29 protein-coding genes and 1 tRNA gene are annotated in these 23609 nt (G+C 70.5%); 11 read left to right on the top strand and 19 right to left on the bottom strand.

What is annotated here, in order from left to right:
• Window positions 1–8 precede the first annotated feature (8 nt).
• The 11 genes from E1281_RS39875 to E1281_RS01065 form a co-directional block, all read right to left on the bottom strand.
• Window positions 9–1184 carry a thiolase family protein gene (locus E1281_RS39875; protein WP_165958731.1) on the bottom strand — a complete coding sequence of 392 codons (1176 nt, stop codon included), beginning with the start codon at window positions 1182–1184 and terminating at the stop codon, window positions 9–11.
• Window positions 1181–2770 carry an AMP-binding protein gene (locus E1281_RS01025; protein ID WP_131875182.1) on the bottom strand — a complete coding sequence of 530 codons (1590 nt, stop codon included), beginning with the start codon at window positions 2768–2770 and terminating at the stop codon, window positions 1181–1183. The genes E1281_RS39875 and E1281_RS01025 overlap by 4 nt, the downstream gene beginning before the upstream one ends.
• Complete coding sequence (locus E1281_RS01030) at window positions 2767–3795, bottom strand: MBL fold metallo-hydrolase (protein ID WP_131875183.1); 1029 nt, start codon at window positions 3793–3795, stop codon at window positions 2767–2769. The genes E1281_RS01025 and E1281_RS01030 overlap by 4 nt, the downstream gene beginning before the upstream one ends.
• On the bottom strand, window positions 3788–4684 hold the full coding sequence (locus E1281_RS01035) for a MaoC family dehydratase N-terminal domain-containing protein (protein ID WP_131875184.1): 897 nt from the start codon (window positions 4682–4684) through the stop codon (window positions 3788–3790). The genes E1281_RS01030 and E1281_RS01035 overlap by 8 nt, the downstream gene beginning before the upstream one ends.
• Complete coding sequence (locus E1281_RS01040; protein WP_165958732.1) at window positions 4681–5550, bottom strand: TIGR03619 family F420-dependent LLM class oxidoreductase; 870 nt, start codon at window positions 5548–5550, stop codon at window positions 4681–4683. The genes E1281_RS01035 and E1281_RS01040 overlap by 4 nt, the downstream gene beginning before the upstream one ends.
• A gap of 59 nt (window positions 5551–5609) precedes the next feature.
• Entirely contained in the window at window positions 5610–5927 is a 318-nt protein-coding gene (locus E1281_RS01045; RefSeq protein WP_131875186.1) for an EthD family reductase, read from the bottom strand.
• A 491-nt stretch (window positions 5928–6418) separates the two neighbouring features.
• A complete protein-coding gene (locus E1281_RS01050; RefSeq protein WP_131875187.1) occupies window positions 6419–6832 on the bottom strand; it encodes a hypothetical protein in 414 nt (137 codons plus the stop codon).
• A 464-nt stretch (window positions 6833–7296) separates the two neighbouring features.
• A complete protein-coding gene (locus E1281_RS41640) occupies window positions 7297–7509 on the bottom strand; it encodes a Rid family hydrolase (RefSeq protein ID WP_243716445.1) in 213 nt (70 codons plus the stop codon).
• A complete protein-coding gene (locus E1281_RS01060) occupies window positions 7506–8120 on the bottom strand; it encodes an aldehyde dehydrogenase family protein (RefSeq protein WP_243716451.1) in 615 nt (204 codons plus the stop codon). Before E1281_RS01060 ends, E1281_RS41640 begins: the two co-directional genes overlap by 4 nt.
• A 473-nt stretch (window positions 8121–8593) precedes the next feature.
• Window positions 8594–8670: transfer RNA gene (locus E1281_RS39880), tRNA-Ala, on the bottom strand.
• Window positions 8671–8766: 96 nt separating this feature from the next.
• The gene (locus E1281_RS01065) at window positions 8767–9024 is read right to left on the bottom strand and encodes a hypothetical protein (protein WP_131875189.1); all 258 of its coding nucleotides are present in this window, start codon (window positions 9022–9024) and stop codon (window positions 8767–8769) included.
• Between the two features lie 91 nt (window positions 9025–9115).
• Between E1281_RS01065 and E1281_RS01075 the strand changes: the two genes are divergently transcribed.
• The 7 genes from E1281_RS01075 to E1281_RS01105 all read left to right on the top strand — a co-directional run bounded on the left by E1281_RS01075 (window position 9116) and on the right by E1281_RS01105 (window position 13682).
• A complete protein-coding gene (locus E1281_RS01075; protein WP_165958733.1) occupies window positions 9116–9454 on the top strand; it encodes an SWIM zinc finger family protein in 339 nt (112 codons plus the stop codon).
• Between the two features lie 14 nt (window positions 9455–9468).
• A complete protein-coding gene (locus E1281_RS01080) occupies window positions 9469–9744 on the top strand; it encodes a hypothetical protein (protein WP_131875192.1) in 276 nt (91 codons plus the stop codon).
• 77 nt (window positions 9745–9821) lie between these two features.
• On the top strand, window positions 9822–10103 hold the full coding sequence (locus E1281_RS01085) for a hypothetical protein (RefSeq protein WP_131875193.1): 282 nt from the start codon (window positions 9822–9824) through the stop codon (window positions 10101–10103).
• Window positions 10104–10184: 81 nt separating this feature from the next.
• Window positions 10185–10445: a hypothetical protein gene (locus E1281_RS01090; RefSeq protein ID WP_131875194.1), complete on the top strand. Its 261-nt coding sequence runs from the start codon at window positions 10185–10187 to the stop codon at window positions 10443–10445.
• Window positions 10442–10909: a DUF1707 domain-containing protein gene (locus E1281_RS01095; RefSeq protein ID WP_207943029.1), complete on the top strand. Its 468-nt coding sequence runs from the start codon at window positions 10442–10444 to the stop codon at window positions 10907–10909. Before E1281_RS01090 ends, E1281_RS01095 begins: the two co-directional genes overlap by 4 nt.
• The gene (locus tag E1281_RS01100; protein ID WP_243716447.1) at window positions 10906–11589 is read left to right on the top strand and encodes a DUF2637 domain-containing protein; all 684 of its coding nucleotides are present in this window, start codon (window positions 10906–10908) and stop codon (window positions 11587–11589) included. Before E1281_RS01095 ends, E1281_RS01100 begins: the two co-directional genes overlap by 4 nt.
• On the top strand, window positions 11586–13682 hold the full coding sequence (locus tag E1281_RS01105; protein ID WP_131875195.1) for an FtsK/SpoIIIE domain-containing protein: 2097 nt from the start codon (window positions 11586–11588) through the stop codon (window positions 13680–13682). The genes E1281_RS01100 and E1281_RS01105 overlap by 4 nt, the downstream gene beginning before the upstream one ends.
• A 137-nt stretch (window positions 13683–13819) precedes the next feature.
• Here the strand turns inward: E1281_RS01105 and E1281_RS01110 are convergent, their stop codons facing one another.
• Entirely contained in the window at window positions 13820–14998 is a 1179-nt protein-coding gene (locus tag E1281_RS01110) for a helix-turn-helix transcriptional regulator (RefSeq protein WP_131875196.1), read from the bottom strand.
• A gap of 191 nt (window positions 14999–15189) precedes the next feature.
• Between E1281_RS01110 and E1281_RS01115 the strand changes: the two genes are divergently transcribed.
• The 4 genes from E1281_RS01115 to E1281_RS01130 all read left to right on the top strand — a co-directional run bounded on the left by E1281_RS01115 (window position 15190) and on the right by E1281_RS01130 (window position 16706).
• A complete protein-coding gene (locus E1281_RS01115; RefSeq protein WP_131875197.1) occupies window positions 15190–15411 on the top strand; it encodes a hypothetical protein in 222 nt (73 codons plus the stop codon).
• A complete protein-coding gene (locus E1281_RS01120) occupies window positions 15405–15620 on the top strand; it encodes a hypothetical protein (RefSeq protein ID WP_131875198.1) in 216 nt (71 codons plus the stop codon). The genes E1281_RS01115 and E1281_RS01120 overlap by 7 nt, the downstream gene beginning before the upstream one ends.
• A gap of 131 nt (window positions 15621–15751) precedes the next feature.
• Window positions 15752–16207 carry a hypothetical protein gene (locus E1281_RS01125; protein WP_131875199.1) on the top strand — a complete coding sequence of 152 codons (456 nt, stop codon included), beginning with the start codon at window positions 15752–15754 and terminating at the stop codon, window positions 16205–16207.
• A gap of 61 nt (window positions 16208–16268) precedes the next feature.
• Window positions 16269–16706, top strand: a complete 438-nt coding sequence (locus tag E1281_RS01130) for a hypothetical protein (protein ID WP_131875200.1) — start codon at window positions 16269–16271, stop codon at window positions 16704–16706.
• 177 nt (window positions 16707–16883) lie between these two features.
• Here E1281_RS01130 and E1281_RS39885 read toward each other — a convergent pair whose 3' ends face one another.
• The 7 genes from E1281_RS39885 to E1281_RS01160 form a co-directional block, all read right to left on the bottom strand.
• Entirely contained in the window at window positions 16884–17054 is a 171-nt protein-coding gene (locus E1281_RS39885) for a hypothetical protein (protein WP_165958734.1), read from the bottom strand.
• Complete coding sequence (locus tag E1281_RS41045; RefSeq protein ID WP_207943030.1) at window positions 17051–17839, bottom strand: N-acetylmuramoyl-L-alanine amidase; 789 nt, start codon at window positions 17837–17839, stop codon at window positions 17051–17053. The genes E1281_RS39885 and E1281_RS41045 overlap by 4 nt, the downstream gene beginning before the upstream one ends.
• Before the next feature lie 11 nt (window positions 17840–17850).
• Window positions 17851–18156: a hypothetical protein gene (locus tag E1281_RS01140; protein WP_131875201.1), complete on the bottom strand. Its 306-nt coding sequence runs from the start codon at window positions 18154–18156 to the stop codon at window positions 17851–17853.
• A 37-nt stretch (window positions 18157–18193) separates the two neighbouring features.
• Window positions 18194–18640, bottom strand: coding sequence for a hypothetical protein (locus E1281_RS01145; RefSeq protein WP_131875202.1), 447 nt, complete (start codon window positions 18638–18640; stop codon window positions 18194–18196).
• Window positions 18637–19104, bottom strand: coding sequence for a hypothetical protein (locus E1281_RS01150; protein ID WP_131875203.1), 468 nt, complete (start codon window positions 19102–19104; stop codon window positions 18637–18639). Before E1281_RS01150 ends, E1281_RS01145 begins: the two co-directional genes overlap by 4 nt.
• Window positions 19101–23090 (bottom strand): hypothetical protein, encoded by a 3990-nt coding sequence (locus tag E1281_RS01155; protein WP_131875204.1) that lies wholly within the window; start codon window positions 23088–23090, stop codon window positions 19101–19103. Before E1281_RS01155 ends, E1281_RS01150 begins: the two co-directional genes overlap by 4 nt.
• Window positions 23087–23609 (bottom strand): hypothetical protein (locus E1281_RS01160; RefSeq protein WP_207943031.1); only part of this gene is annotated, 523 nt, incomplete at its 5' end. The genes E1281_RS01160 and E1281_RS01155, both read right to left, overlap by 4 nt.

Consider the following 23609-nt stretch of genomic DNA (forward strand, 5'->3'; position numbering starts at 1 on the left):
CCAGTTCATCACGGTTCGGCTCGTTCCAAAAGAAGGGTGCAGTGGACCGCGAGCATGCCGCCGATCCCGGTGACCAGGCCGCGACGGGCGTCGGCGACCTGGGCTGGCCCGGCGTCATGGCGCAGTTGTTTCACGGCTTCCGTGATGTGGAACGCACCGTTGCCGGAGTATGACAGTAGTCCGCCGTGCGTGTTGATCGGGATCGATCGAAATCCAGCACGCCGTTCGTCCGGGCCGGCGAGTGCCATGTGCCGACCGGCGACGTAGGGGCCGCCGCCGCCCTTCTCGACCAGCCCCAGGTCCTCGACCGCGGCCAGCACGATCACGCTGAACGCGTCGTAGATCTCGGCGAAGTCCAGATCGGCAGGGCCGAACCCGGCCGCCTCGTATGCCCGCTGGCTGGCCGGACCGAAGCCGAACCGGGTCAGGTCGCCACTCTGGAACGGGTAGTAGTAATCACTGTGCTGTGACGAGCCGGCCACCACGGCCCGGCACTTCGCCGCGGCCTTGTCGTCGTCGGCGGGCCCGATGACGACCGCGCCCGCGGAGTCGGAGACCAGAGCGCAGTCAGCGGCGACCAGTGGGGTCGCCACCGGGCGGGCACCAAGGATGTCGTCGACCGTGAGCGGGTCGGTGCGCTCGGCACCGGGGCGCAGCAGCGCGTGCTCACGCTGGATCACCGGGATCATCGCCAGCTGTTCGCGGGTGGTGCCGTATTCGTGCATGTGCCGGTGGGCGATCAGCGCGAGATTCGCCGGGATCAGCGGGCCGTACGGCAGTTCGTAATCCGGGTGGCCGACCTCGCCGATCATCGCGGCGATCGCGGCGTCCATCGTGTGCCAGCCGGTCTTCCGGTTATCGCCGAAGATCACCAGGATCCGCCGGGCCCGGCCGGTCTCGATCGCGCTGGCCGCGTTGGCCACTCCGACGAACGGGGCGGCGCCGCCGACATGTGCCGAGTCGATGTAGCCGACCGTCAGCCCCAGGTACTCGGCGACCGCGGCGGAAAGTACCATCTTGGGCTCGGTCAGCGAGTATCCAACGACGAGGCCGTCGATGTCGTCCTTCGTTAGCCCGGCGTCGTCGAGTGCCCGCTTCGCCGCGAGCGCGTGCAATTGCATAGAGCCTGTGCCTTTGGGCGGGTGGGTGACCTCGCCGATGCCAAGAACTGCGGCACGGGTCATCGGGCAGCCTCCTTGTTCGAGGTGATGCGGTCCTGGACGCCGGAGTGCAGCCCCTCCTCACGAAGCACGAACTTCTGCACGCGTTCGGTGGGGGTCCTCGGCAGGGACGCGCGGATTTCCAGGTAGCGGGGGACCATGAACGCGGGCAGTTCGGCTTCGCAGTAGGCCCAGAGGTCGTCGGCATCGAGCGTCTCGCCGGGGAGCGCGACGACCGCGAGCTTGACCTCCTCCTCGCCGTGGGACGACGGGATGCCGACCGCGGCCGACTCGAGTACCCGCGGGTGCACGTTGACCACCCGCTCGATCTCGAACGAGGAGATGTTCTCGCCGCGGCGGCGGATGGCGTCCTTACGCCGGTCGACGAAGAAGAGGTAGCCGTCGGCGTCGAGGTACCCCATGTCGCCGGTGTGGTACCACAGGTCGCGCAGCACCTTGGCGGTCAGCTCGGGTTGCTTGTAGTAGCCGCGCATCATCGCGTCCGGATGCTTCGGGCGGGTCAGGATCTCGCCCTTGTCGCCCGGACCGACGAGCTTGCCCTCGTCGTCGGCGATCGCCACTGCATACTCCGGGATGGGCCGACCGCTCGAACCGGGGCGCACCTCGCCCGGCGCGCTGTAGCACACGACACTGCTCTCGCTGGTGCCGAAGCACGGCAGCAAGGTAAGTCCGAAGCGGGTCTCGAAGCCGGGATAGAGATCGTTGGGTATCGGTACGCCCAGCGCGCGAGTCACCGGGTTATCGCGGTCATCGGGGCGGGCCGGCTGCTTCCACAGGAACGAGAGCACGCCGCCGGTGAAGTTGAACAGCGTCACGCCGTACTCCCGGCATTCGTCCCAGAATCGGGAGGCGGAGAAGCCGGACGCGATGGCCACCGCGGAGCCGGTCAGCAGCGCCGGCATGACCCCAAGGAACTGCGACATCGCGTGGTAGAGCGGCGGGAAGAGCAGGTTGACGTCGTCCCGGCCGACGTTCATGTAACGCCGGTAGTTCAGTCCCCAGTGGACGGCGCATCGGTGGCTTTTCATGACGCCCTTGGGATGGCCGGTGGTGCCGCTCGTGTAGAGGATCGCGAGGAGATCTTCGGGGGTCGGCTCAGCCTCCGGTGAGTCGCCGACGAGCACGTCGATGTCCACGATGGACACGCCGGGCACAGCAACGTCGGTGGCGCCGACGACCACGAGGCGCTCGACCGCCCCGAGCCGCCCGCCGAGCGCCGCGAACCGGTCCAGATAACGGCTGTCGACGATCGCGACCGTCGCGTCGCTGTGCACGACCGGGTATTCGAGACTGGCGCCGCGGAACGCCGGGTTCACCGGAACCTCCACAGCACCGAGGCGGGCCAGGGCGAACCAGGTGAGCAGGAACGGCAGGTCGTTCGGAAGCATCATCACCACGTGGTCGCCGCGGCGCACACCCATCGCGGCGAGGCCGCCGGCGATCCGCTCCGACTCGGCGTGCACTCGGCCGTACGACCAGCGCTCACCGCCCGGCGCGACCACGAACGGCCGGTCCGGGTCGGCCTCGGCCTGCATCCGGAGGAGGCCACTGACGGTGGTGGCCAGCGCGGTCTCTTCATCGACGATCATGCGGGCTCCTCCTGGATCATGGACCACACCTCGGGCGGTCCCATGGACCTGGTCACCTCACCGGCGGACAGCAGCAACACGAGATGGGCCAGGACCTCACCGAGCGCGGCCCGCTTGAGATTCGGCGCCAGCGACGCCCACGGCCGGGACCAGGTCAGGCCCTGCACGAGATCCCATGCTGTCTGCGGCCCGGCGACCAGTAGCCCCTTCACCTCGGCCAGCCGCTCATCGTGGTGCCGGATCAGCTCCATGGCCCGCGCGGCCGGTCCGGTGAACGCCCACTCGTGCGCCGGCAAAACCAGGTCGGTCGCCGCATCGAGCTGGGCTACCCGCTGGAGCGAAGCGAGGAAGTCACTGAGGGGGTTCGTGCCGGACATCGGATGCCAGCCCACATTCGGTGATATCCGGGGAAGCAGGTGGTCGCCGCCGAACAGCAGCCGCCGATCAGGGTCGTGCAGGCAGATGTGACCGGGTGTGTGTCCCGGCGTGTGGACGACGGTGAGCCGGCCGGTGCCGGGGAGGCGGTCGCCGTCGAGCGGGTGGATGTCGGGCCGGGCGAGCAGGATCCGGCGCACCACCTCGTCTTCCGCGTCGGCGAGCTCGGGGTGGTCGTCGACACTGGCGCCGGCCGCCCGCATCCAGACCTCGTTGGTGCGCACCATCGCCTCGACCGCCGCCGCGTCCGAGCCGAAGAACCGCGCGTCGGCATCGTGCAGCGCGATCCAGGCACCGGATTCCGCCCGTACCCGGCCTGCCAGCCCATGGTGGTCGGGATGGAAGTGGGTGACGATGACACCGCGCACGTCGCCGACCGCGCCGCCGAGCGTCGCGAGCCCGGACACGAGCGCCTCATAAGTCGCGTCTGCGTCCCAGCCCGGGTCGAGGAGCACCAGCCCGCCGGCCGCCTCCAGCGCGTAGCAGACCGTATACCGCAGCGGGTTGTCGGGGATCGGCACGGGCACTGCCCAGACGTCCGGTGCGACCGGGCGGACCGCCATGCGCTCCGCGAGCGACGGCTCATTCATGGCCGCACCAGACGGTCGCGATGGCGACAGGACCGCGCGCGGTGCGCACCTCGACCTCGACGGCGCCGTCCGTGGTCGTCCGTGCCCACGCTTCCAGCGTGTCGCCGACCGCCGATGGCGTGAGCATTCGCAGGTCGCGGCGCCGTACCGAGCGGACACCGAGGTGTCGGCAGGCCAACCGGTCGGCAAGCCCCTGGAAGAACATCGTGTTGAGGTACGCCCCGGCCGCCCCCTGCGACCGGGCGTAGGCGTCGTCGTAGTGCCCCGGGAAGAAATCGCCAGACGCGGCCACGTTGTGCACGCACAGCTCGCTGGTCACGGTAAGGGTGAAAACCGATTCGCCGTCCAAGGGCGGCGCGGGCGGCACCGGCACGGCCCCCCGCGGTGAGTCGCTGCCGTAGCGGAACATCACGTTGGTGTGGTCGGCGACCGGCTCCTCGTCGATCTGGAACCGGGTCCGGGTGGTCAGGAAGTGACCGGTGCCCAGGCGGGTCTTCTTCTCCGCCGAGACCGACACGACCTCCTCATCCAGGATGACCGTGTCGCCGGTGCCGATCTCGCGGTGGAAGACCGTGCTGGTGCCGACGTTGATCAGCGTGTCACCGGGCAACGGAATCCTGGCCCAGATCGGGGTGGTCTGCGCGTGCGGACTCCACGGCAGCGGCAACGTGTAGGTGAGCAGCAGGCCTGGCGGTACCGGCCTGCGCGGCGCCGGTGTCCAGTAGCGGGGGTCGTCGTCGCGGATCAAGGCGGCGAAAGACTCCACCTGGCCGACCCCGACCTGCCGGGCGCCCGGTCGGGGCTGCTCGCGGCGGCCGACCCAGGCCACTCCTTCCGCGATCGGACCGCGTTTGAGGGCGAGCAGGTCCAGCAGCAGACTTTCGGTCATGTAGCACCCGCCGTCAGGCTCTCCCGGACCGCCGCCGCGGTGCGTGACAGAGCGTCCAGCCGACGGCGGCCGGTGTCGAAGTCGCGCCAGGACAGGTCGACCGTGAACCGGGTGACGCCGTGCTCGGCATAGCCGAGAAGGAGGTCGCGCAGCGCGGGCGTGCCCAATGCATGCGACGGTGCGGCGATCCTCAGGCTCAAATCCAATGTGGAGGGGTTCCGGCCGACCTGGTCACATTCTTGGCGCAGCCGGGCCACCATGCCTCCCAGCTCGTCTGCCGACAGCCCGGCGAGCGGTACCGCACCCAGCCAGCCGTCGCCGAGCCGGGCTGCCCGGCGCAGCGCGGCCGGACTGTTGCCACCGACAAGGATCGGCACACTGCCGTTCACCGGGGTGGGCCGACAATGCACGCCGCCGGGCACGCTCACGTCGCCATATCGTCCAGGCGCGGGCGTACCGGTCCAGCAGTCACGCAGCAGCGCTATGGCGGCGTCGGTCCGGGCGCCTCGGCCGTCGTACGGGACGCCGAGCGCGGTGAATTCCTCGGCCAGCCAGCCAGCTCCGGCGCCGAGCCTCACCCGGCCGTCGGCGAGCCGGTCGATCGTGGCGAGCTGCTTGGCCAAGAGCACCGGCTGCCGCTGCGGGAGCACGCAGACCGCCGTGCCCAGCTCCACCTCGTGGGTGCGCGCGGCCAGGTAGGCGAGCATCGCGACCGCTTCGTACCAGGGCGTGTCAGCGGGAAATCCGTAGTCGCCGTCGTCGGTGTAGGGGTAGGCCGAGGTCGTGCCGTCGATCAGCACCACGTGGTCGCTTACCCAGATGCCGTCGAAGCCCGCATCGATGATCGCGTCGACCAGGGCGTCCAAGCCCAATCCGAGCGGGCCCGCGCCATAGTGCGGAAGCTGGATGCCGAACCGGAGCACGGTCAGCCCATCACTGGGAACTCGGTGGCGAGGAGCCAGTCGATCGCCTTGGTGAAGTTCGGCTCGTCCTCCCGGACCCGGGCGGCCTCCTCGCTGTCGAACGCGACGCGGACCGCGTCAACGTCGTCGAACCACAACTCGGCGACACCGTCGTAAGGCCACTCCCGCCGCCCGCCCATGTCCAGTGCCGGGTTCTGCACGTACTTGCGTAGGCCGGGCAGCGCGGCGACGACGTTCGCATGGTGGTCCTGCCAGTAAGCGCGGAAAGCGTCCTGTGTCAGATCGTCCTTCTTGCGGACGAACGCCACGATCTTCACCATGGGGGTCTCCCGGACTCCTGGAGCGAGCGCTCCAACCAATAGCCACCTTGCCGGACGGACGGCAGGTTCGTCAACAGGGTCACTTCGCCTAGGCGGAAGCCCGCCACGCTGGCCGTCGACCACGGAGATCCACCCCGCCCACCGAACAGACGGTGGATGATCAATGCGCTCGATCGATAGCAGTATGTATGGCAAACAATGCCACGCAGAGCGAATCCCGACGCCTGTGGGCCAGCACAGAAATCTGACCCAAAGCAGAGATTCGACCTATTAAATTGGTCGCATTGATCACAATAGTGCACCCTCTCGGCAATTCAAGGGAACCTACAGGTTGACCAACGCCAGCATTTGGCGCACGACCTATACCGCAACTATCCTGAGTTGGTTCATCGAGAAAATTGCTCTATTGCTCTATCGAGCACCTGAGCCGCCCAAGCGCCCGTCGCCAGCCGTTCCCGTTCCGCAGCCGCCACCAGCAAGGCGTGTCGTCCTCAGACAACGCGACGAACGACGCACGACCGCGCCGTGGCGTACGGTGCGCCCTCCGGTTCCGGCGAGTCGCCTTCCGCAGCGACGGCTCGGTCCAGCCTTCCCCGGTCATCAACCCCCAAATCCGGATCGCGCTCGATCCGCCTCTCGACGTGGACCACGCCCGGTCCACACACCCACATCCTTAGGATTTCCATTTCTTGCCCGGCGCCAGCGGAGCTCCGGCGACGTGGGGTGAGCGTTCGCTCGCCCAGACCGAGCGTCAACTCGGCTTGGACGCGCGGCGCGCCGTAACTGAGCCGCGATTCGGTGTGGACGGTACGGATGAGCTTCAGCAACTCGGTGTTGCGTTGTTCCCGGATCGCGGCGGGCCAGCCGAGCCAGTCTTTGTAACCGGACCGGGAGACGCCCAGCACTCGGCAGGCCACCGCTACGGGAATGTCGTAATCGGCGAGTTCACGGACCAGCGAGTACCTTATTTTGGGAGCACGTTCTCACGGGCAAAGTACGCCGCCCGCTTGAGGATCTCGTTCTCCAGTTCGAGCTGCCTGGCCTTGCGTCGCAACTCGACCAGTTCCTTCTTCTCCGCGCCCTCAAGTCCGTGAAAACCGGGGCAACATCAACGTGACCGTGGAACGGGGGAAGCTCAGCGCTGAAGTGCAGCAGGTTCGGTGTGGGTCAGGTCTCGTCCGTCCTGGTCCACAGCATCTTCAGCGGAGGTTCAGACGCTTGGCGGTGACATCAGCGACAACGGCGTCCGACATGAGCCAGCGGCCTCGCTGAAGGCGTGCGATCGGCCGGTCAGCGAAGCGGGTGGACCTCCTCCCACGCTTCCCGGTCGGCCAGGTCGGCGGTGTTGCGTGCCCGGTCGGGCAGAGCATCACGAGACTGGGCGGGTGCCCGCCGAATCCCGTCGGCAACCTCGCCCTCGGTCAAGGCGCCGAGGAGTAGCAATGCCAAGATCGCAGGAGCGGCCGAGGCCCTCGTTGTAGCCGCCGAAGTCGTTCATGTTGACCAGGTAGGTGGTCACCTGCACCAGGTCCGCAAGGTCGGCACCGGTGGCTTGCAGGATGTCTCGGACGTTGCCGATCACGGCGTGGGTCTGCGCCCGGATGTCGAGCTTGGTCGTGCCCAATTCGTCGGCAACCGCGCCCTCGATGGGACGAACCAGGTGTTGGCCCAGACGAGCCCGACGTCGAGGCGCTCTCCGGCCCGGTGTGCGCGTTTGACATCCCGAGTCCACACCGTGGCGGCCAGGCCATAGTCGCTGTCGTTGGCGAGGGCGAATGCCTCGTCTTCGGTGTCGAACGGGGCGATGTGGCAGACCGGGCCGAAGATCTCCTCGCGGTTCGTGCGGGCGTCGGCCGGGAGGCCGGTCAGGACGGTGGGCCGCACGTAGGCGCCGGCGTCCCGCGCGTCCCCGAAGGACGGTACGTCGCCACCGGCTATGACGTCGGCGCCCTCGTCTCGGGCCAGCCGGTAGTGGCTCAGTACCTTCGCGCGATGGTCTGCGGAGATCATCGGCATCATGGCCGTGTCGGGGTCGTCCGGCCAGCCGAACCGCAGCGCGCGAGCGCGCTCGGCGACCCTCTCCACGAACTCGTCGAAGACCGGGCGCTGCACGTAAAGTCGCTCGGTGCACAGGCAGACCTGCCCGCCATTGGTGAACGAGGACCGGGCCGTCCCGGCGACCGCGGCGTCCAGGTCGGCGTCGGCCCGACGAGTTCGAACGAGACCGCCTTCACCCCGTCAGACGGGTGCAGGACCTCAGCGCGGGCAGCGCCTCACTGGCATGGAGCAGTTGATCAGTTCGTCTGATGCCGGGCTTGGCTGTCGGGCGTCCTGCGGTCGCAAAGCGGACGATCGCATGCTGTAGGACAGCCAGTTCGTGGGCGGCGGGCCAAGGCGCTGCGAGATCAGCGTGTCGCACGGGCAACCCGGCGAAGAGCTCAGAGCGGGTCTAGAAGCGACGTGGGCTCCGCTACGACTGTTAGCCCAACCCTCTGGCACGCGAGCCGTCGGCGGACGTGAGACGCGATGTGGTGGCGCGAGGGATAGGTCTTGGCTACCGGGCGTGTCATCTGGTGCCGGGGAATCCTGATGACAACTTGATGACAAACGATCAAGGCCCTGATCGAAGTATGCTTCGATCAGGGCCTTTACCTGGGGTTTCTCGGTGGAGCTGAGGGGATTTGAACCCCTGACCCCCTCGATGCGAACGAGGTAAGACGCTCCGGCCTACCAGTGACGTTCCACGTTCACGCAGGTAGAGCCCTCATTCCGGCCCAGCCTCACGCAGTCTGACACAGCCTCGCGGCCTTGATCGTCCCACAGATCTCCCACAGAGGCGCTAGTCATGATCGCTGTCCTTCGGTGCCGGGCGACCTTTGCGCGCCGGCTCAATGCCGTTCTCGCGTGCGAGGTTGCGGACGTGCGCCGGCGAGAACGGCGACCGGTTGGTCACCTCGGTGGGTCTGGCTCCGGCGCGCAGTGCGGTGATGACGGCCTCGGTGGCGGCGTCGCGGGCGGCGTTGTGCGCCTTCTCGGTTCGCCGGAACTGGGTGGTGGTCTTGTCCAGGGCGGCGAGTGCCTTCTCTGCGTCGTCCATGCATTCACCATAGCGCTACCGCTTGCGCTATGCCTATCCTCTTCGCTACAGTTAGCGCAACGGCAAGCGCTACAGGAAGCGAGAATGGGACATGGCCAAGCAGCACACCACCAAGACGGCGACCTGCCGCCGCTGCTACGCCACCCTCCGCTCCACCCAGTCCGTGACCCGCGGGATCGGCGCCCACTGCGAGCGCATGGAGCGCCGCGAGGCCGCGATCCGCGAGGCCGGATACAAGCCCCACCAGGTCGAGTCCGCCCGGGAGCTGATCGAGGACGGCGCGATCGTCCCCCTCCACGGCGACCTGTTCGTCGTCGTCAGCTCCGACGGCTCGGAGTTCTACGAGACCACCGCCCACACCTGCGGGTGTCCCGCCTTCGAGGCCGGGCGCCGCTGCTACCACCGCGCCGCCGTCCTGCTGGCCGCCTGAGAGGACGCACCCCGATGCACGCCACCGAGTCCCCCACCCTCGCCGACGCGCTGGAGGCCATGGCCCGCGCCGAGCTCGACGAGGACGCCACCGTCCCGCCCATCACGCGGGCCGTGGAGACCCTCACCCCGCACCTGAGCGCCGAGCGCCGGGACCTGTGGTGGTGGGAGCTGAAGCACTGCCTGACGCGCGCCGACGCCTCCGAGGGCGGCCCGGCGTGGGACGAGGCCGAGATCGACTGGCACGACCGGGCGAAGGAGGCGCTCGACGTCCTGACCGGCAACGACTGACCGCACCCCCGAGCGGGCCCGGACGCGGTGACTCAACCACCGGCCGGGCCCTGAACCCGACAGAGAGGTCGGATCTGATGAGCCATCCTACGGACGCCGAAGGGTCGCGGGAGGCGGCCGAGGCGAAGAACACCCCTGGCGACTCCGAGCGCATCGCGGCCCTTGAGGTCCGCATGGTCCAGCTGGGCGAATCGCAGGTGCTGCTTTCCGATGAGATCCGCAAGACGCTCACCGCGCTACTCGACCAGTACGACCGGACGCCCGCGTCGCGACCGAAGCTGACGCTGATCGAGGACGGCAGCGAGATCGGCACCGTCGTGCCGGACTTCGAGCCCGCCGCCCTGCGCCTCGTCCAGTAGCCACCCAAGAGCGGGGCCCGTCCGGCGACCCTACCGCCGGGCGGGCCCCTCAGACCGAACCTGACCAGGAGGTCCAGCCCTATGGGCAACCTACCGACCGACGTCGGCCCCTACGAGACCGGCCGGCAGGCCGCCGACACGTGCAGCGGCGCCTACATCGCGGCGCGCACCGACCTTGGGACCCTCGCCCAGTTCAACCGCGACCGCCTAACCGGCGCGTGCGAGGCCGCCGGCGTCGAGCTGGGCGCCTACGACCGCCGCATCCTCGACTGGTTGTCCGGGTGGGAGCCCGAAGTGGTGGCGGTCGTCGTCGGCCTCATTGCGCGGGCGGGGGCACGATGAGCCGCCACGACAGGGACCCGCTGGAGACCGTGTTCGCCGTCATGACCTACATCGGTGTCGCGGTGATGCTCGGCGCCCTGTTCGTCGTCCTGGCCGACTATCCCGCCGTGGCGGCCGCGTGGGCGATGCTGTCCACCGCCGGGATGCTGTGGTTCGGCGCACTGTACGCCGCCCGCGTCAACGCCGACCACCTCCGCGCCCTCGCCGACCGGGAGCGGCGCGCCGTCGAGGGGCCCGAGCGGCGGCGGACGGTGTCCGACGTCGTCCTCAAGCACCGCGTCGGGAAGCGGATCGGGGACGCCGAACGCGACGTGTTCACCGACGCGCTGCACGCCCACTTCGCCGCCGGGCGCCTGGATCGCGCGGAGCTGGACGACCGGCTCGGCGCCGTCCTGTCCGGCAAGACCCTTGATGACCTGATCCTGGCCGTGCACGACCTGCCGAGTGAGAGGACGGGCCGATGAGCAGTGCCACCGACACCCCCGACCGGCTCGTCCGGTTCTCCACGGTCCTGGTGGTCGTCGCCGTCGCCGTCGGCGCCGCGATCGTGTCGTACCGGCACGCCTACGAACTGGTCCACACCCACGGCGAGGACGGCGTGACGGCGTTCATCGTCCCGGCGACGGTCGACGGCTTGATCTTCGCGGCGGGGATGGTGCTGCTGTCGGCCGCCCGGCGGCGGGTCCGTCCGCCCGCGCTCGCGTACGTGGGGCTGTCGCTGGGGATCGTGGCGACGCTTGGCGCGAACGTGGCGCACGGGTGGGACCACGGACCCATAGGTGCGCTGGTCAGCGCATGGCCCGCCGTGGCGCTGATCATCGCCTACGAGCTGCTGATGAAGCTCGTTCGGTCGGCAGGCTCCGGACCGGACGAACCCTCGACGGAACCGGCAGCCGCCACCGCCCCGCCATGCCCGCACGGGGTGGCGGACACGGTCGAGGACGCGGCGCTGAACGCGTTCGTCCATGCCCGTGACTGCGTCGGTGAGGCGATGTCGCAGCGCCAGGTCGCGGACCGGTTCGGCCTCGACCGCAAGCGGGTGGGCATCCTCGTCCGCGCGCACGACGAACCGGCGTCCGCCGACGAGCGCACCGGCGCCAGCGGCACGGCCACGCAGGACGAGCCCGCCGAGGTGGCGCGGTGACCGAACCGTCCCGCCTGTTCGCCGCCTCCGACGACGCGGGTGTCTCCCTCGTCAAGGACGCCGGCGTCGTCGAGGTCGCCCACATCGAGGCCGTCCCCGTCGACCAGCCCGCCGACCCGGGGGCCGGGTGGATCGCCGACCGGCGGGCCCGCCTCGATGAGGCGCCACCGGTCCTGCCGGTGTGGCTGCGGCACCGGCGGGAGTTCACCGGCAGTGCCGGGTTCGTCGTCCGCTGGTACAGCCGCTTGTGGGCGCACCACGCCGTCCGGTCGCCGGTCTACCTGGGACGCCTGTGGGGAAACTCCCCACGCGGCGCCGTCCGGCTCGGCCGCTCCTGGCACCGGTGGGTGATCGACGCCGACGCCAAGCCGGTCGCGTCCAAGGCGGCGGCCGGGGACGTCGAGCAGTGGATGCGGTGGGCGTCGGTGCAAACGAACCGCACCACCGGCCGCCGGAAGCTGTCCCTGGCCGTCGGCGTCCCCGTGGCGCTCGCGCTGTACGTGGTGGCGTTCACGCTCCCGTCGTGGGTTCTGGCGGTCGCCGCCGCGGGGATCCTGACCGCGCTCGGCGCGGCCGGGCTCGACTCCGACCGGCCGATCGTCCACCGGTACGTCGCCGTCCAACTCCAGCGGCGCCTGGACTCCGGCGAGGTCGAGGAGGCGCTCGAAGCCATCGGCGTCAAGGGGAAGGTCGACTTCACCGCGCCGATCCAGGTCGACGGCCCCGGCTGGCGGGCCGAGCTGGACCTTCCCCGCGGCGTGACCGTGGGGAAGGTGCTGGACAAGCGGGAGGATCTGGCCGCGGCAATGCGCCGCCCGATCTCCACCGTGTGGCCCGAGGGCGACCGGGCCGCGCACCCCGGCCGGCTCGTCCTGTGGGTCGCGCGGGAAGACCCGGCCAAGGCTCCCCGGAAGATCTGGCCGCTGATGAAGGAGGGGCAGGCCGACGTGTTCGAGCCGCTGCCGTACGGGTTCGACCCGCGCGGCAACCTCGTCACGATCACGCTGATGTACTCGAACCTGCTGGTCGGAGGGATCCCCGGGTCGGGGAAGACGTCGTGCGCGCTCGCGATCGTCCTCGGCGTCGCGCTCGACCCGACCGCCCAGCTTCACGTCTTCGAGCTGAAGGGGTCGGGTGACCTGGACTCGGTTCGGCCGGTGTGCCACCGGTACGTCTCGGGCGATGAGGACGAGGACCTCCAGGCCGCGCTGGACGGACTGCGCGCCGGCATCGCCGAGCAGAAGCGGCGGGCGGAGTTCATCCGGGGCCTGCCCGCGGCCGAGACCGCCGAGGGCCGGCGCGTGACCCGGGCCCTCGCCGAGCGGTACCCCGAGCAGGACCTCGGCCCCCGCGTCATCGTCATCGACGAGGTACAAGAGCTGTTCACCCACGACGACTACAAGGACGAGGCCGCCGAGCTGTCGACGAGGCTGATCAAGAAAGGCCGCGCGTACGGGGTGATCCTGATCCTGCTGACACAGAACCCGGACGCTGCGTCGCTACCCACGTCGGTGTCCAGCAGCGTCGGGACCCGGCTGTGCCTCGCGGTCATGGACTGGCGTGCGAACAACAACGTCCTCGGCACCGGCGCGAACGAGCGCGGCCTGCGCGCCATGGACATCTCCGCCAGCGAGCAGGGCACCGGCATCCTGGTCCGCGGCCGTGACGGCATCACCGTCCGCGCCGCGTTCATCAAGCAGGACGAGGCCGAGGAGATCGGCAAGCGGGCCCTCGCGCTGCGGATCGCGGCCGGGACGCTGACCGGGGAGGCCGCCGGCGAGGAGCTGGCCGAGGTCGACCGGACCGACCTGATCGACGACCTGCGCGCGGTGTGGCCCGCCACGGAGGACGCCGTGCACTCGGCGCGGCTCGTCGAGGCCCTGGCCGCCTACCGGCCGGACGTGTACGGGGAGTGGCTCCCCGCGAACCTGGGCGCCCTGGAGGAGGACGAGCAGCGGGAAGCGCGGTCGTCTGCGTCCACGATGCTCGCGAACGCGCTGAAGCCGTACGGGGTGCCGACCCGGCAGATCAACCGGCGCGGCGCCGGAGGGTCGGCGAAAGGTGTGCGGCTGGACGAGCTGCCGGAGCGGTGACGGTTCCGGGCCGGGGGGTTGTGCCCGCGGGCCGTCCCGGCCCGTTTCCGGGGTTGGCGGGCACCCCCCCGAAACCGTTAACCGCGCAGGTCATCCCCGATACCAGGGGCGAAACCGGTTTCGGGGCGAGGTGCTCCCTACTCGTCGTCCGGCGCGCAGAGCTCGCGGTAGGCCTCGTTCAGTTCGACCGCCTCCGGGACGTGGTGGGCCTGGACCGCGGAGATGACCTCGGCAGCGCGCCAGTAGTTCGACGGCACCAGGCGGCCGCTCGTCACCGCCTCCAGGGCCGTGTGCGCCGCCTCGTCCGGCTGCTCTGCGGCCAGGAGTGCGAGCGCGAGGTCGAGCCGCGCCGACGCCGCGCGCCGGGGCCGGGCCGGGCCGGTGGACGGGTGCTCCAGGCGGGCCAGTACGCCGCGCGCGTACGGCTCGGCCGCGGGGTCCCCTACCCATGCGAGCGTCGTGGCGGTGTAGGCGTCGCTCTTGGCCGGGTCGTACCGGAAGTGGTGCTCGGGACGGGTGGGCATCGGTAGAGGCTCCACGAGCCGCTCCACGCGCGCCAGGGCGTCGCGGGTCTGCGGTCCGTCGCCGAGCCGCGCCCAGGCCCGGCCCTCCTGCGCGGTCGCCTGGATGAACGCCGACCCGTCCCGGGGTGCGGCCTCCTGCGCGCCGCGGGCGAGCGTGACGGCCTGCCGGTGGTCGCCGTCGGTGAGGGCCTGCCACGCGCGGGTCTCCAGCGTCCACGCGAGGATTTCCCGATGGTCGGCGTGCTCGGCGAGCAGGGCGGCGGTGCGGAGTCGCGCGGCGGCGGCCGAGGTCTGGTCGAGGTCGATGTCGCATGTCGCGGCGAGCAGCGACAGCCACGCCCCGGTGACGGTCAGGCGGCGGCGCTCGGCGAGCGTCATCCGGGCGTCCAGCAGCTTGCCGACGTACCCGAGGTGTCGTCGCACGCGCCCCAGCAGCTCGGCGGGTGGGGTGCGCGGGTACGCCGACGCCAGCTCGTCCACGGTCATCTCCAGCGCGACGAGGGTGTCGTCTCCGACGTCGCTGGCGGCGACACGGCGCACCAGCTCCAGCGCCTCGATCTCGTCATCGAGCGCGGCGGGCGGGGCGGCCGCCCGGGGCAGCAGCGCGGCGAGGTCGCCGCCGGCGTCGAGGAGCTCGTCAAGGCGCTGCGCGGTCCGCGCGGACGGGACGCGTTCGCCAGTGGCGACGCGGGACAGGTAGCCGTCGTTGCATGGGACGAGCTTGGCGAGGCGGCGTTGGCTGATGCCGCGTTCGGCCATGAGGTCTCGCAGCTTCTCGCCGAAGGTCGCCATTCGCTCCCCGTTTCGCCCCGGGTTGCCCGCTGCCTGCCGCTGCCTGGGCGCCGTTGGCAGCAGGCAGCACCTTCCACGCTAACGCCGGAACCGGTCAGGTGGGATGCGAAGGGTGTCATGAGACACAAAGACGGCCCCGGACGGTGGGCGAACACCGCTCCCCGGGGCCTGACCGGAAGCGAGATCCGGCTATGAGAACGCTACCGAACCCGGACGAGACGGTGGTCGACATGCCGCCAATCAGCGACCCGCCCCCGCCGATCCCGGACGGCATCACGCACTGGCACGGCGAATCGACCGGGTCATGGTGGGCGATCCTCCCGGGGCGCGGCGAGTGGCGCCTGGTGGAGGCCGTCAGCCGCGACCACCTCGCCGTCACGGTCGACTGGCACCTGCGCAGGGCCGCATGGTGACCGGCGAGATCGAGGTCCGCGGCGACGCGCAGGTAATCCTCCTCGTCGACGCGGCCAGCGGGGACACCGTCGGGTCCGCGTACGCCCTCGACGACGAGCCCGGCTGGTGGCGCGGCATCGGCCCGAACGGGAAGCTCCGCCGCCTCTGGGTTGCGCCCGGCGTGGCCAAGCCCGGCCTCGACGTCGGGCGACGGCTGGTCGCCGGGTAGATGAAGCTCCGCGGCCCGGGGTCTTTGGCGAGTGCCCCGGGGCCCGCGGCCGGGGAGGCGCCACGGGTTAAACCCCGAGGCCCGGACGGCGCCTCCCCGATCCACCCTCGAACTCGCCGCTGGAGGTCACCATGACCATCATCACCCAGCAGACGGCTACCGCCGTCACCGCACCGCGCGAGCTGATCTCGCCCGACCTGTTCGCCCGTGTCGCCGCCCGCGCCGCAGCCGAGCACTCCATGCCGCCCGACCTCGCCGAGCGGTCCCTCGTCCAGACCCTCACGATGCTTCACGCGATCGCCGCGCACCCCGGAACGACGATCCACCCGCCCCGGGTGATCGACGTGACGTGGCACATGCTGATCCTGCACACCGCCGACTACATCGCCATGTGCGACCAGATCGCCGGGCACTACCTGCACCACACCCCGGCCGACGGCGCCACCGACGGCGGCGCGAACGTCCGCGCCTCCGCCGCCACGCTGCGCGACCTCGGGTACGAGATCGACGAGGAGCTGTGGGCCATGATCGAGGCCACCAACTGCGAGAACGCCTGCAGCGGGTGCGACAACAAGGTCCCGGCCTGATCCGGATCTGCGGGCCCCGTCCTCCTTCGGGCGGGGCCCGTCCCATGGCAGGATGCCGCGCATGACCGTCACCATCCCCACCTTCGACTACGACGCCATGTACGCCACCGAGCCGACCGTGTGGCGCGAGCGGGGCCTGCACTGGCACTGCTACTCCTGGCGCGGCACCGGCCGGGACTGGGCGGACGACAAGATGCGCGCCGACGACCAGGCCGAGATCACCCCGTCGGCCGTGCGGGCGTGGCTGCGCAAGAACCCCCGGCTGATCCGGGCGACGTTCTCCACGCCGGAGGATGCCGCCGCGTGGTCGCTGGAGCAGTGGAGCAAGGCGCGCGCCGAGGCGCTCACGCCCGTCCCCGAGTGGGTCACCGACGCCAACCAGGAGGCCATGACCGTGTACGACCTGCGGTGCGGCACCGACGTGTCCAAGGGCCTGTGGGTGAAGGGCCCCTCCATGGTGTCGTGGAGCGTCGTCGGGACGTCCGACCGCTGCCACTGAGTTCGAAATCCGTGAGCCGCTCACGGATTCGAAATCCGAACGCGCCGTTCGGATTCGAGATCCGTCACCGCGTGACGGATTTGCGGCACACGAAGAACGCCCCTCGCCCACCCTGAGGTGGACGAGGGGCGTTCGCGTGCCGGGCGGGTCTTCCCCTCCCGCTCGGCCAGGTGCAGGCTACCGGGCCTTGTTCGGGACGACGTAGACGCCGAGCGCGACGAGCAGCGCGATCACGAACGTGATGCCCTCGCTCGCGTCGAACGCGGCGTCGTCGGCCGCGCCCTGGATCGTGGCGAGGACGGGCGCCAGGGACGCGATGACGGTCTTCATGTACGGGCTGATCTTCATGAACCCTCCGTGGGGGTGAGGCGATCGGCGAGCGCGGTCACGACCTGCTGGGCGATCTCGGGCGGGATCGCGGCCGCGATCCGCTCGGGGGTGAGGCCGGCCAGCACGCCGGCGACGATCGCGTCCTCGTCGACGTCGACCTCGATGCCGGCGCCCTGCGCGAGCTTGGAGACGGCGGCCTCCAGGCGGGCCAGCGTGGCGCCCTGCTCGTCCTGCGACTTCTCCAGGTGCCCGAGGACCGTGCCAGCGCGCCAGACGCCGCCCTTGCCCTCGTCGGTCTTGATCCCGTAGTTCCAGACGTCCTCAGCGGACACGTCGTCCTCCAGATCCGCGGGCATCCCGGCCCGCACCCATGCGTACAGTTCGTCACCCGGGCAGCTCGTGGAGTACACGTCGCGGTGCCCGAGCTTGCGCAGCTGGCGGCCGGCCTTCTCGCACGCCTGGTCGTACAGCCAGCGCACCGACCGCTTCGCCGCGGCGGTCGCGTCCCCGTCCCGGCCGATCACGCAGACGCCGATGCCGGAGGTGTTGTGGTCGGGGGCGTGCGCGCCGACGACGCCCCACCCGCGGCCCTCGAAGATCTCCCCGTCCACGTTGACGAGGAAGTTGTATCCGACGTCGCTCCAGCCGTTGCCGTCCATGTGGAACGCCTGGATCTGCTCGACGGTCTGCGTCTTCGGCCCGGCGCTGTAGTGGACGATGAACTCCCGGCGCGCCGGCCAGCCCACCAGGCTCCGCGACCTCGGCGACCGCGCGCCCCACTGGGCCCGGCTGATGATGTCCATGCTTGCCCCTCCTATCCGGCCAGTAGCGCCACGGCGAGACCTGCGATCCCCAGCAGCGCCGTGAGGCACAGCCCGATCGCCCACCGCGTGGTGGCGCGCATCGTCTTCACGTCGTCCTCGACGCGCCCCACGCGTCCGCGTAGGCCGCGCTGGTCGGCGTCGTACACCTCCCGGGGCACGGCCTTCTCGACCCGCTCGTCCATCGCCTGGAAGTCGCGGTCCAGGCGGGCGTTGATCGCGGCGAACCCCTCCCGGGTCTCGGCGTGGTTGCGCTCGATCAGCCGGACGACCTCCCCCAGCGTCGGGTCATCGGGCATCGCAAATACCTCCGCACTGTTCACTCATCACGCCGCCTCATGTCGCCGGCCACACGGCCACGCTGATCGAGTCCTGGTCAGCGGACGATTCGCCCTCGACCCGGTACATCACCGTCGCCGTGTAGCTCGCGCCCGGCTCCAGGCCCTGCACCAGGAACACCCGCGAGCGGGTCTCCCAGTCGGCCGCGGCGCCGATGGAGGAGTAGCCCCGCGCGTACGCGTCCGGGCCCACCACGACGTCGCCGGTACGGTCGTCGACGAGCCGCACCGAGTGCCGGACGTAGTTGGTCGAGGTGTTGTCGCGGACCTCCGCCGCGATCGCCACCATCACCCGGCCCGTGGTCGGCGCGATGAACGTGCACACCGCCGTCGACGGCGAGTAGGCGGTGAACACGATGTTGCCCGTCGCGGCCGTGGCGTCCCCGGACCGGGTTGGGGGGTAGTCGAGCGCCTGGACGAGCGTGCCCGCGGCGAGTTCGGTCATGGCAGCGGCCTCACGATCAGGTGCCGGGAGGTGATGTCGGCAGTGCCTTCGCCCTCACCGACGCAGAACTGGTGACCGGCGTAGTAGACCTGGCCAGGCGTCAGGCCCGACTTCGGGGCCACCCGCTGCCGAGTGGTGAAGTTGACCGCCGCCGTGGGCCACCGGCACGTGTAGAGCCCCTGCGCCGCCGGGGATTCGACGACCGCCCCGCCAGATGACCCCACCCGCAGGTCCAGCCCCATGATGACGTAGTCGCCGCCGACGGAGACGCTGCTGCGCGCCGACCCGCCCAGGTAGATCAGGACCCGGCCGGACGACGGCGCGACGAACGTCACCGACACGACCACGGTCCCGTTACCGAACGATGTGCCGGACAGGTTGAGCTGAGCGGTGTCGTCGAACGCCTGGACGGTGGCGGGGAACGCGGCCGCCTGGATCAGCGACCCGGCAAGGATGTCGGTCATGGCGCCGGCTCCACGGTGATCGACCGGTACGCCACGTCCGCGCTGGCGGACGTCGTGATGTCGGCGGCGGTCAGGATCCGGGCGTAGTACACCCGCCCGGGACGCAGCCCCTCGAACATGTAGGTCTGGGAGTGCCCGGCCGGGTCGACGGCCTCGCCCTCGATGGCCAGCCCGTACCGGTGCACGTTCGCGGACCTGCCGTCGTGGAAGCGGGACCAGGTGTTGTCGTCGTCCTTCACCCGCCAGATGTCGGGGTTGAAGTAGACCCGGTTGTCGTTCGAATTGTCGCGGCCCATGCCCGCCGTGGTGACCAGCACCCGGCCCGTCAGCGGGGCCATGAACCGCACCCCGACCTCGGCGGTGGAGTTCAGCGCGAAGGAGCTGCTGGCGATGTTGGCGATGTCCACACCCGACTCGGCGCACACCGTCCGGGGGGACCGCAGGTTTCCCAGGACCTCCCCGGTGAACCAGTCGACGACGTCGGTGTCGAACGGGTAGCGGTCGAAGTTCCGCCACGGCCGCGCGGCGAGGTGGAGCTGCTGGCCGGGCTCCTGGCTCTTGGTGACGCCGTTCACCGAGCGGGTCACCGTCATCGTCTGCGGGGTCGCGGCGTCCCATCGGGTGACGAGCACGCCGGCGGGCAGCGCCACCGTCGATCCCGACTGGAGCCGTCCGGCCACCCCGATGTGGGTGCCGGTGGTCAGGTCGCTGTCGGTGCCCGTGACGGTCCAGGCGGCCGGCTCGTCGTCGTCGGCCTCCCAGATCTTCGCCATCAGCGACGTGCCGAGGATGCGGAACCGCACCTTGTACCAGGTGGCGGTGGTGTGCGTCAGCGCGGTCGCGGTCGCCGCCGTGACGGCCGAGGTGGCCGCCGCGACGGTCTTGGTGAGGCCGATCGCGATGCCCTGATCGGGCTCGAAGTTGATCTGCGCCGAGCACCAGTTCGACGAGTCGCTGTACCGCGCCACCGCGTAGACGTTGGTGTCGGCCGTCGCCGCCAGATCCTCGACCAGGACCTCGAAGGTGAGGTCGATGTCGGTATGGGCCTGCGGGGCGAGCGAGTACCGCCGCGCGTTGACGGCGCCGACGTCGATGATGCCGACGCCGTTGGGGGTGGTCGAGCCCGGCACGACCCGGTAGTCGGCGGCGACGCCGCCGAACGTCGTCCACACGTGCCCGGTGTCGGCGCTGCCCCAGGTGGACGCGGACGTCCGTGCGAAGGTGTCGGTCAGGTCGATGCCCCAGGCGGCGGCCCCGGCCGCCGACGTCACCGTCATCTCCTCCCCGCCGACGGTGACGTCGTAGCCGCCGGCGGTGTCCCACAGCGGACCTCTCCGAACGACGATCTCCAGCGCGGCGTCGTCGGTGTCCACGGCCGCGCGGAGGTAGGTGTGGTCGGAGTCGTAGCGGTCGGTGCCGACGACGGCGAAGTCGTACACCTCGCCCGGCGAGCACGCGAAGGTGATGGTGTGCTGCTCGGCGGTGAGCGCTTCGGAGACGCCCTCGACGCGCAGGACCACGTCATCGGGTGGGAGCCAGTCCGGGAGGTTCTCCACGACGATCCTGTCGCCGATCTCGACGGCCTTGGCCGCCGCGGCCTTGCCTGCCATCTCCGCGCGGGCCAGCTCGACGATGACCGACGGGTACCGCGGCGCGTCCAGCGTGCCGAGGCGCAGCGCCCAGTCCGCGTAGTTCGGCATCTGCTCGGCGAACTCGGCGTTCCGCTCGATCTCGGTCTCATAGCGGCCGATCCCGTCCGGCGGGTCGAGCACCGACAGGGCGCCCTGCTCGAGCACGGCGCGGGCGTTCGACCCGCCCGTGGACTTGGCCGTGACGTCGTTGACCGAGTCGTCGTCGTCCTCGACCGGCAGGAACGGCGGCGACGGCTCCGACGCCGAGTAGTCCAGGGTGAGCGCGGCCGGCGGGTTCACCATCGTGTCGCGGGTCCGCATCGCCAGCTCGAACGCGTCCCGCGGCTCCACGAGCAGCCCCTCGTCGGCGATCGCGCAGTCGGCCAGCAGCTTCGACAGCGGATCCGGGCGCTGCGCGCTCATGGACAGGGTGTGGCGGGACGCCCCGAACATCGAGAACGGCACCGTCTGCTCGGTGCACAGCCGCTGGAAGCGGCGCCCCGCGGCCTCGGCCTTCCACCCGTGCGGCGGCGCGCTGACCACCAGCGTGTTGTACACGTCGGTGGCCGTGGTGACCGGGACGACCTGATCCTTGTGGATCGACACGTGCCCGACCGAGGCCTTGTCGGTGGTGTCGCCGAGCCCGCCGCCGGCGTTGAAGTCGATCTCGGTGATGATGCCCGCGGTCTGGCCCGAGATGACATCGATGGTGGCGCTGTCCTCGTCCACGTGCGTCCAGTCGCCCGACTCGGCGTCGGCGACCAGGACCGCGTAGGAGACGTCGGCGCCGTCCTGGGCGAACCGGAACCCGATCCGCACCGGGCGGTCGTGAATCTCGAACGCGATCGCACCGCCGTCCAGGAGTTGGGCGCCGTTCTCGTCGTAGCAGTCGACCGACAGGTTCCCACCGGAGCCGTAGAAGATCCGCCACTCGCGCGCCGTGCCGGACGTGCGGATCGTCGCGATGCGCTCGAACACCGGGTCGTGGTCGTTGTTGAACAGGAACCGCAGCTCCGACGCGGCCCCGGCCGACGCCAGCCGGTAGGGCGGGACGGACGCGGCGAAGTAGGTGTCGGCGAAGGTCGGGACCGGCTCGGACCCGTCGAACTCGTCGAACGCCGCCAGGTCGGGCTTGGTGTCGGTGTCCCGGGTGAACGTCATCGGCGCGACCCCCGGCATGGGGGAGGCGAAGTACGCCGCGCCGTCGGCCTCCTCCATCGGCCAGTACGCCACGGCGGTGGGGTCGGTGGTGGTGGCGCGGTACAGCGCGGACTTGAGCGCCTTCTCGTTGTGGCGGAGGCGGCGCAGGATGCCGTAGGCGGTGATGTCGGCGTACACGTCGGTCCCGGACGGGTCCCACGCTTGGGGCCAGGACGCGACCTCGCCGTGGAAGCGGTAGTCGCGGTCGTCGATCCGCGCGCGTGACCCGATCGTCCAGGTGTTGCCGGCGTCGTCGGTGAAGCTGGTGGTCCCGGCGGTCTCGGCGGTGAAGTCCGGGTCGGCGACGACCGTGCCGGCGATGCCGGACCGCAGCTCGAACCCGTAGATCTGGCCGCGCGGCTGCTGGAACTGCCGCGTGTAGGCCCCGGCCACCTCCACCGGCGCCGTCGAGTCGTAGACGGATGTGGTGCCGGAGGTGGTGACCGGGTCGCCGAGCTGCGTCCAGGCCCCCGCGATCGTGTCGGCCGTGTAGAACGTCACGGTGTTGCCGGACGCGCCGTTGTCGGTGTCGAGCGTCGCCCGCACCGCCAGGCGGCCCTTGACCGCCGACAGCGGGACGGTCGAGGTGATGGACGTCAGCGTGGCGGCCGTCCCGTCGGTCGTCCACTCCAGCAGCAGATGACCGGCGGCGTCGACCGACAGCACCCACGACCGTTCGTCGCTGGTGGTGTCGAACTTGCTGCACAGCGCGGCATGGTCGCGCAGCCACCACATGTCGGCGTCGAACCGGACGTCGAGGTCGCCGGTGATGCCCAGGCCCGAGGCGTCGGGAGTGGAGGCCGCCGCGCTGTAGGTGTCCTCGACGCCGTCGCGGTCGGTGTTGAAGATGCTGTAGTCGCCCGGGGACCCGGGCGCCCACAGGTACGCGGACGCGGCCGGGATGCTGACCCTGATCGGGGTGTTGCGCCCGGCCTTGCCGTACAGAGGCGAGGCGGGGTTGCGGTTGGAGAAGCGGCCGTCGGTGTTGTCGATCCGCAGCTTGCACGAGGAGGGGTCGGCGTCGAAGCCGGTGTCGGTGCGGCCCCGGCCGATCTGGATGCCGTCGTCGGCGCGGCGGACGTAGTCGGTGATGTCGTTCCACTGGCCGCCGTAGTGCAGGTCGACGCGGATGTCGAGGGGTTGCGGGAACGTCATGGCCTGCCCCCGAGCGCGACCTGGACGTTTCCGCCGTGCTGGTTCTTGATGGCCTTGCGGAGCACCTGCACCAGGAGCTTGTCGAGGTCGGAGTTCCCGGCCTCGATACGCAGCAGCACCTCAGCCGGGCCGCCGCCCCCGCCGGCGGCGAGCATCCGCTTACTGTCGCCGTTGGTGTGGACGGTGGACCCGCCCGGCAGACTCACGAGCTCGGGACCCTGCTCGCCGACGAGGACGGTGTTGGAGCGGGGGCCGCCGGACGCGGCGCCGATGACGCCGCCCTTGGCGAACCCGGGGAAGCCTCTGCGGATGACGTTGAAGGTGGCGGTGAACACCCGGCCCGCCCACCGCGCGCCCGCGGCCTGCGCCGACTGCAGCGCCGACCACACCCGGTTCGCGGCGTTCAGCGTCGCCGTCCACGTCGAGGACGCCCATCCGCGGGCGCGGCCCTTGGCGGAGTTGATCGCGCGCCAGGCGCGGTCTGAGGCGTTCACGGTCGACGTCCACACCGACGATGCC

The sequence above is a fragment of the Actinomadura sp. KC345 genome (genome assembly GCF_004348515.1).
Taxonomy (GTDB): Bacteria; Actinomycetota; Actinomycetes; order Streptosporangiales; family Streptosporangiaceae; genus Spirillospora.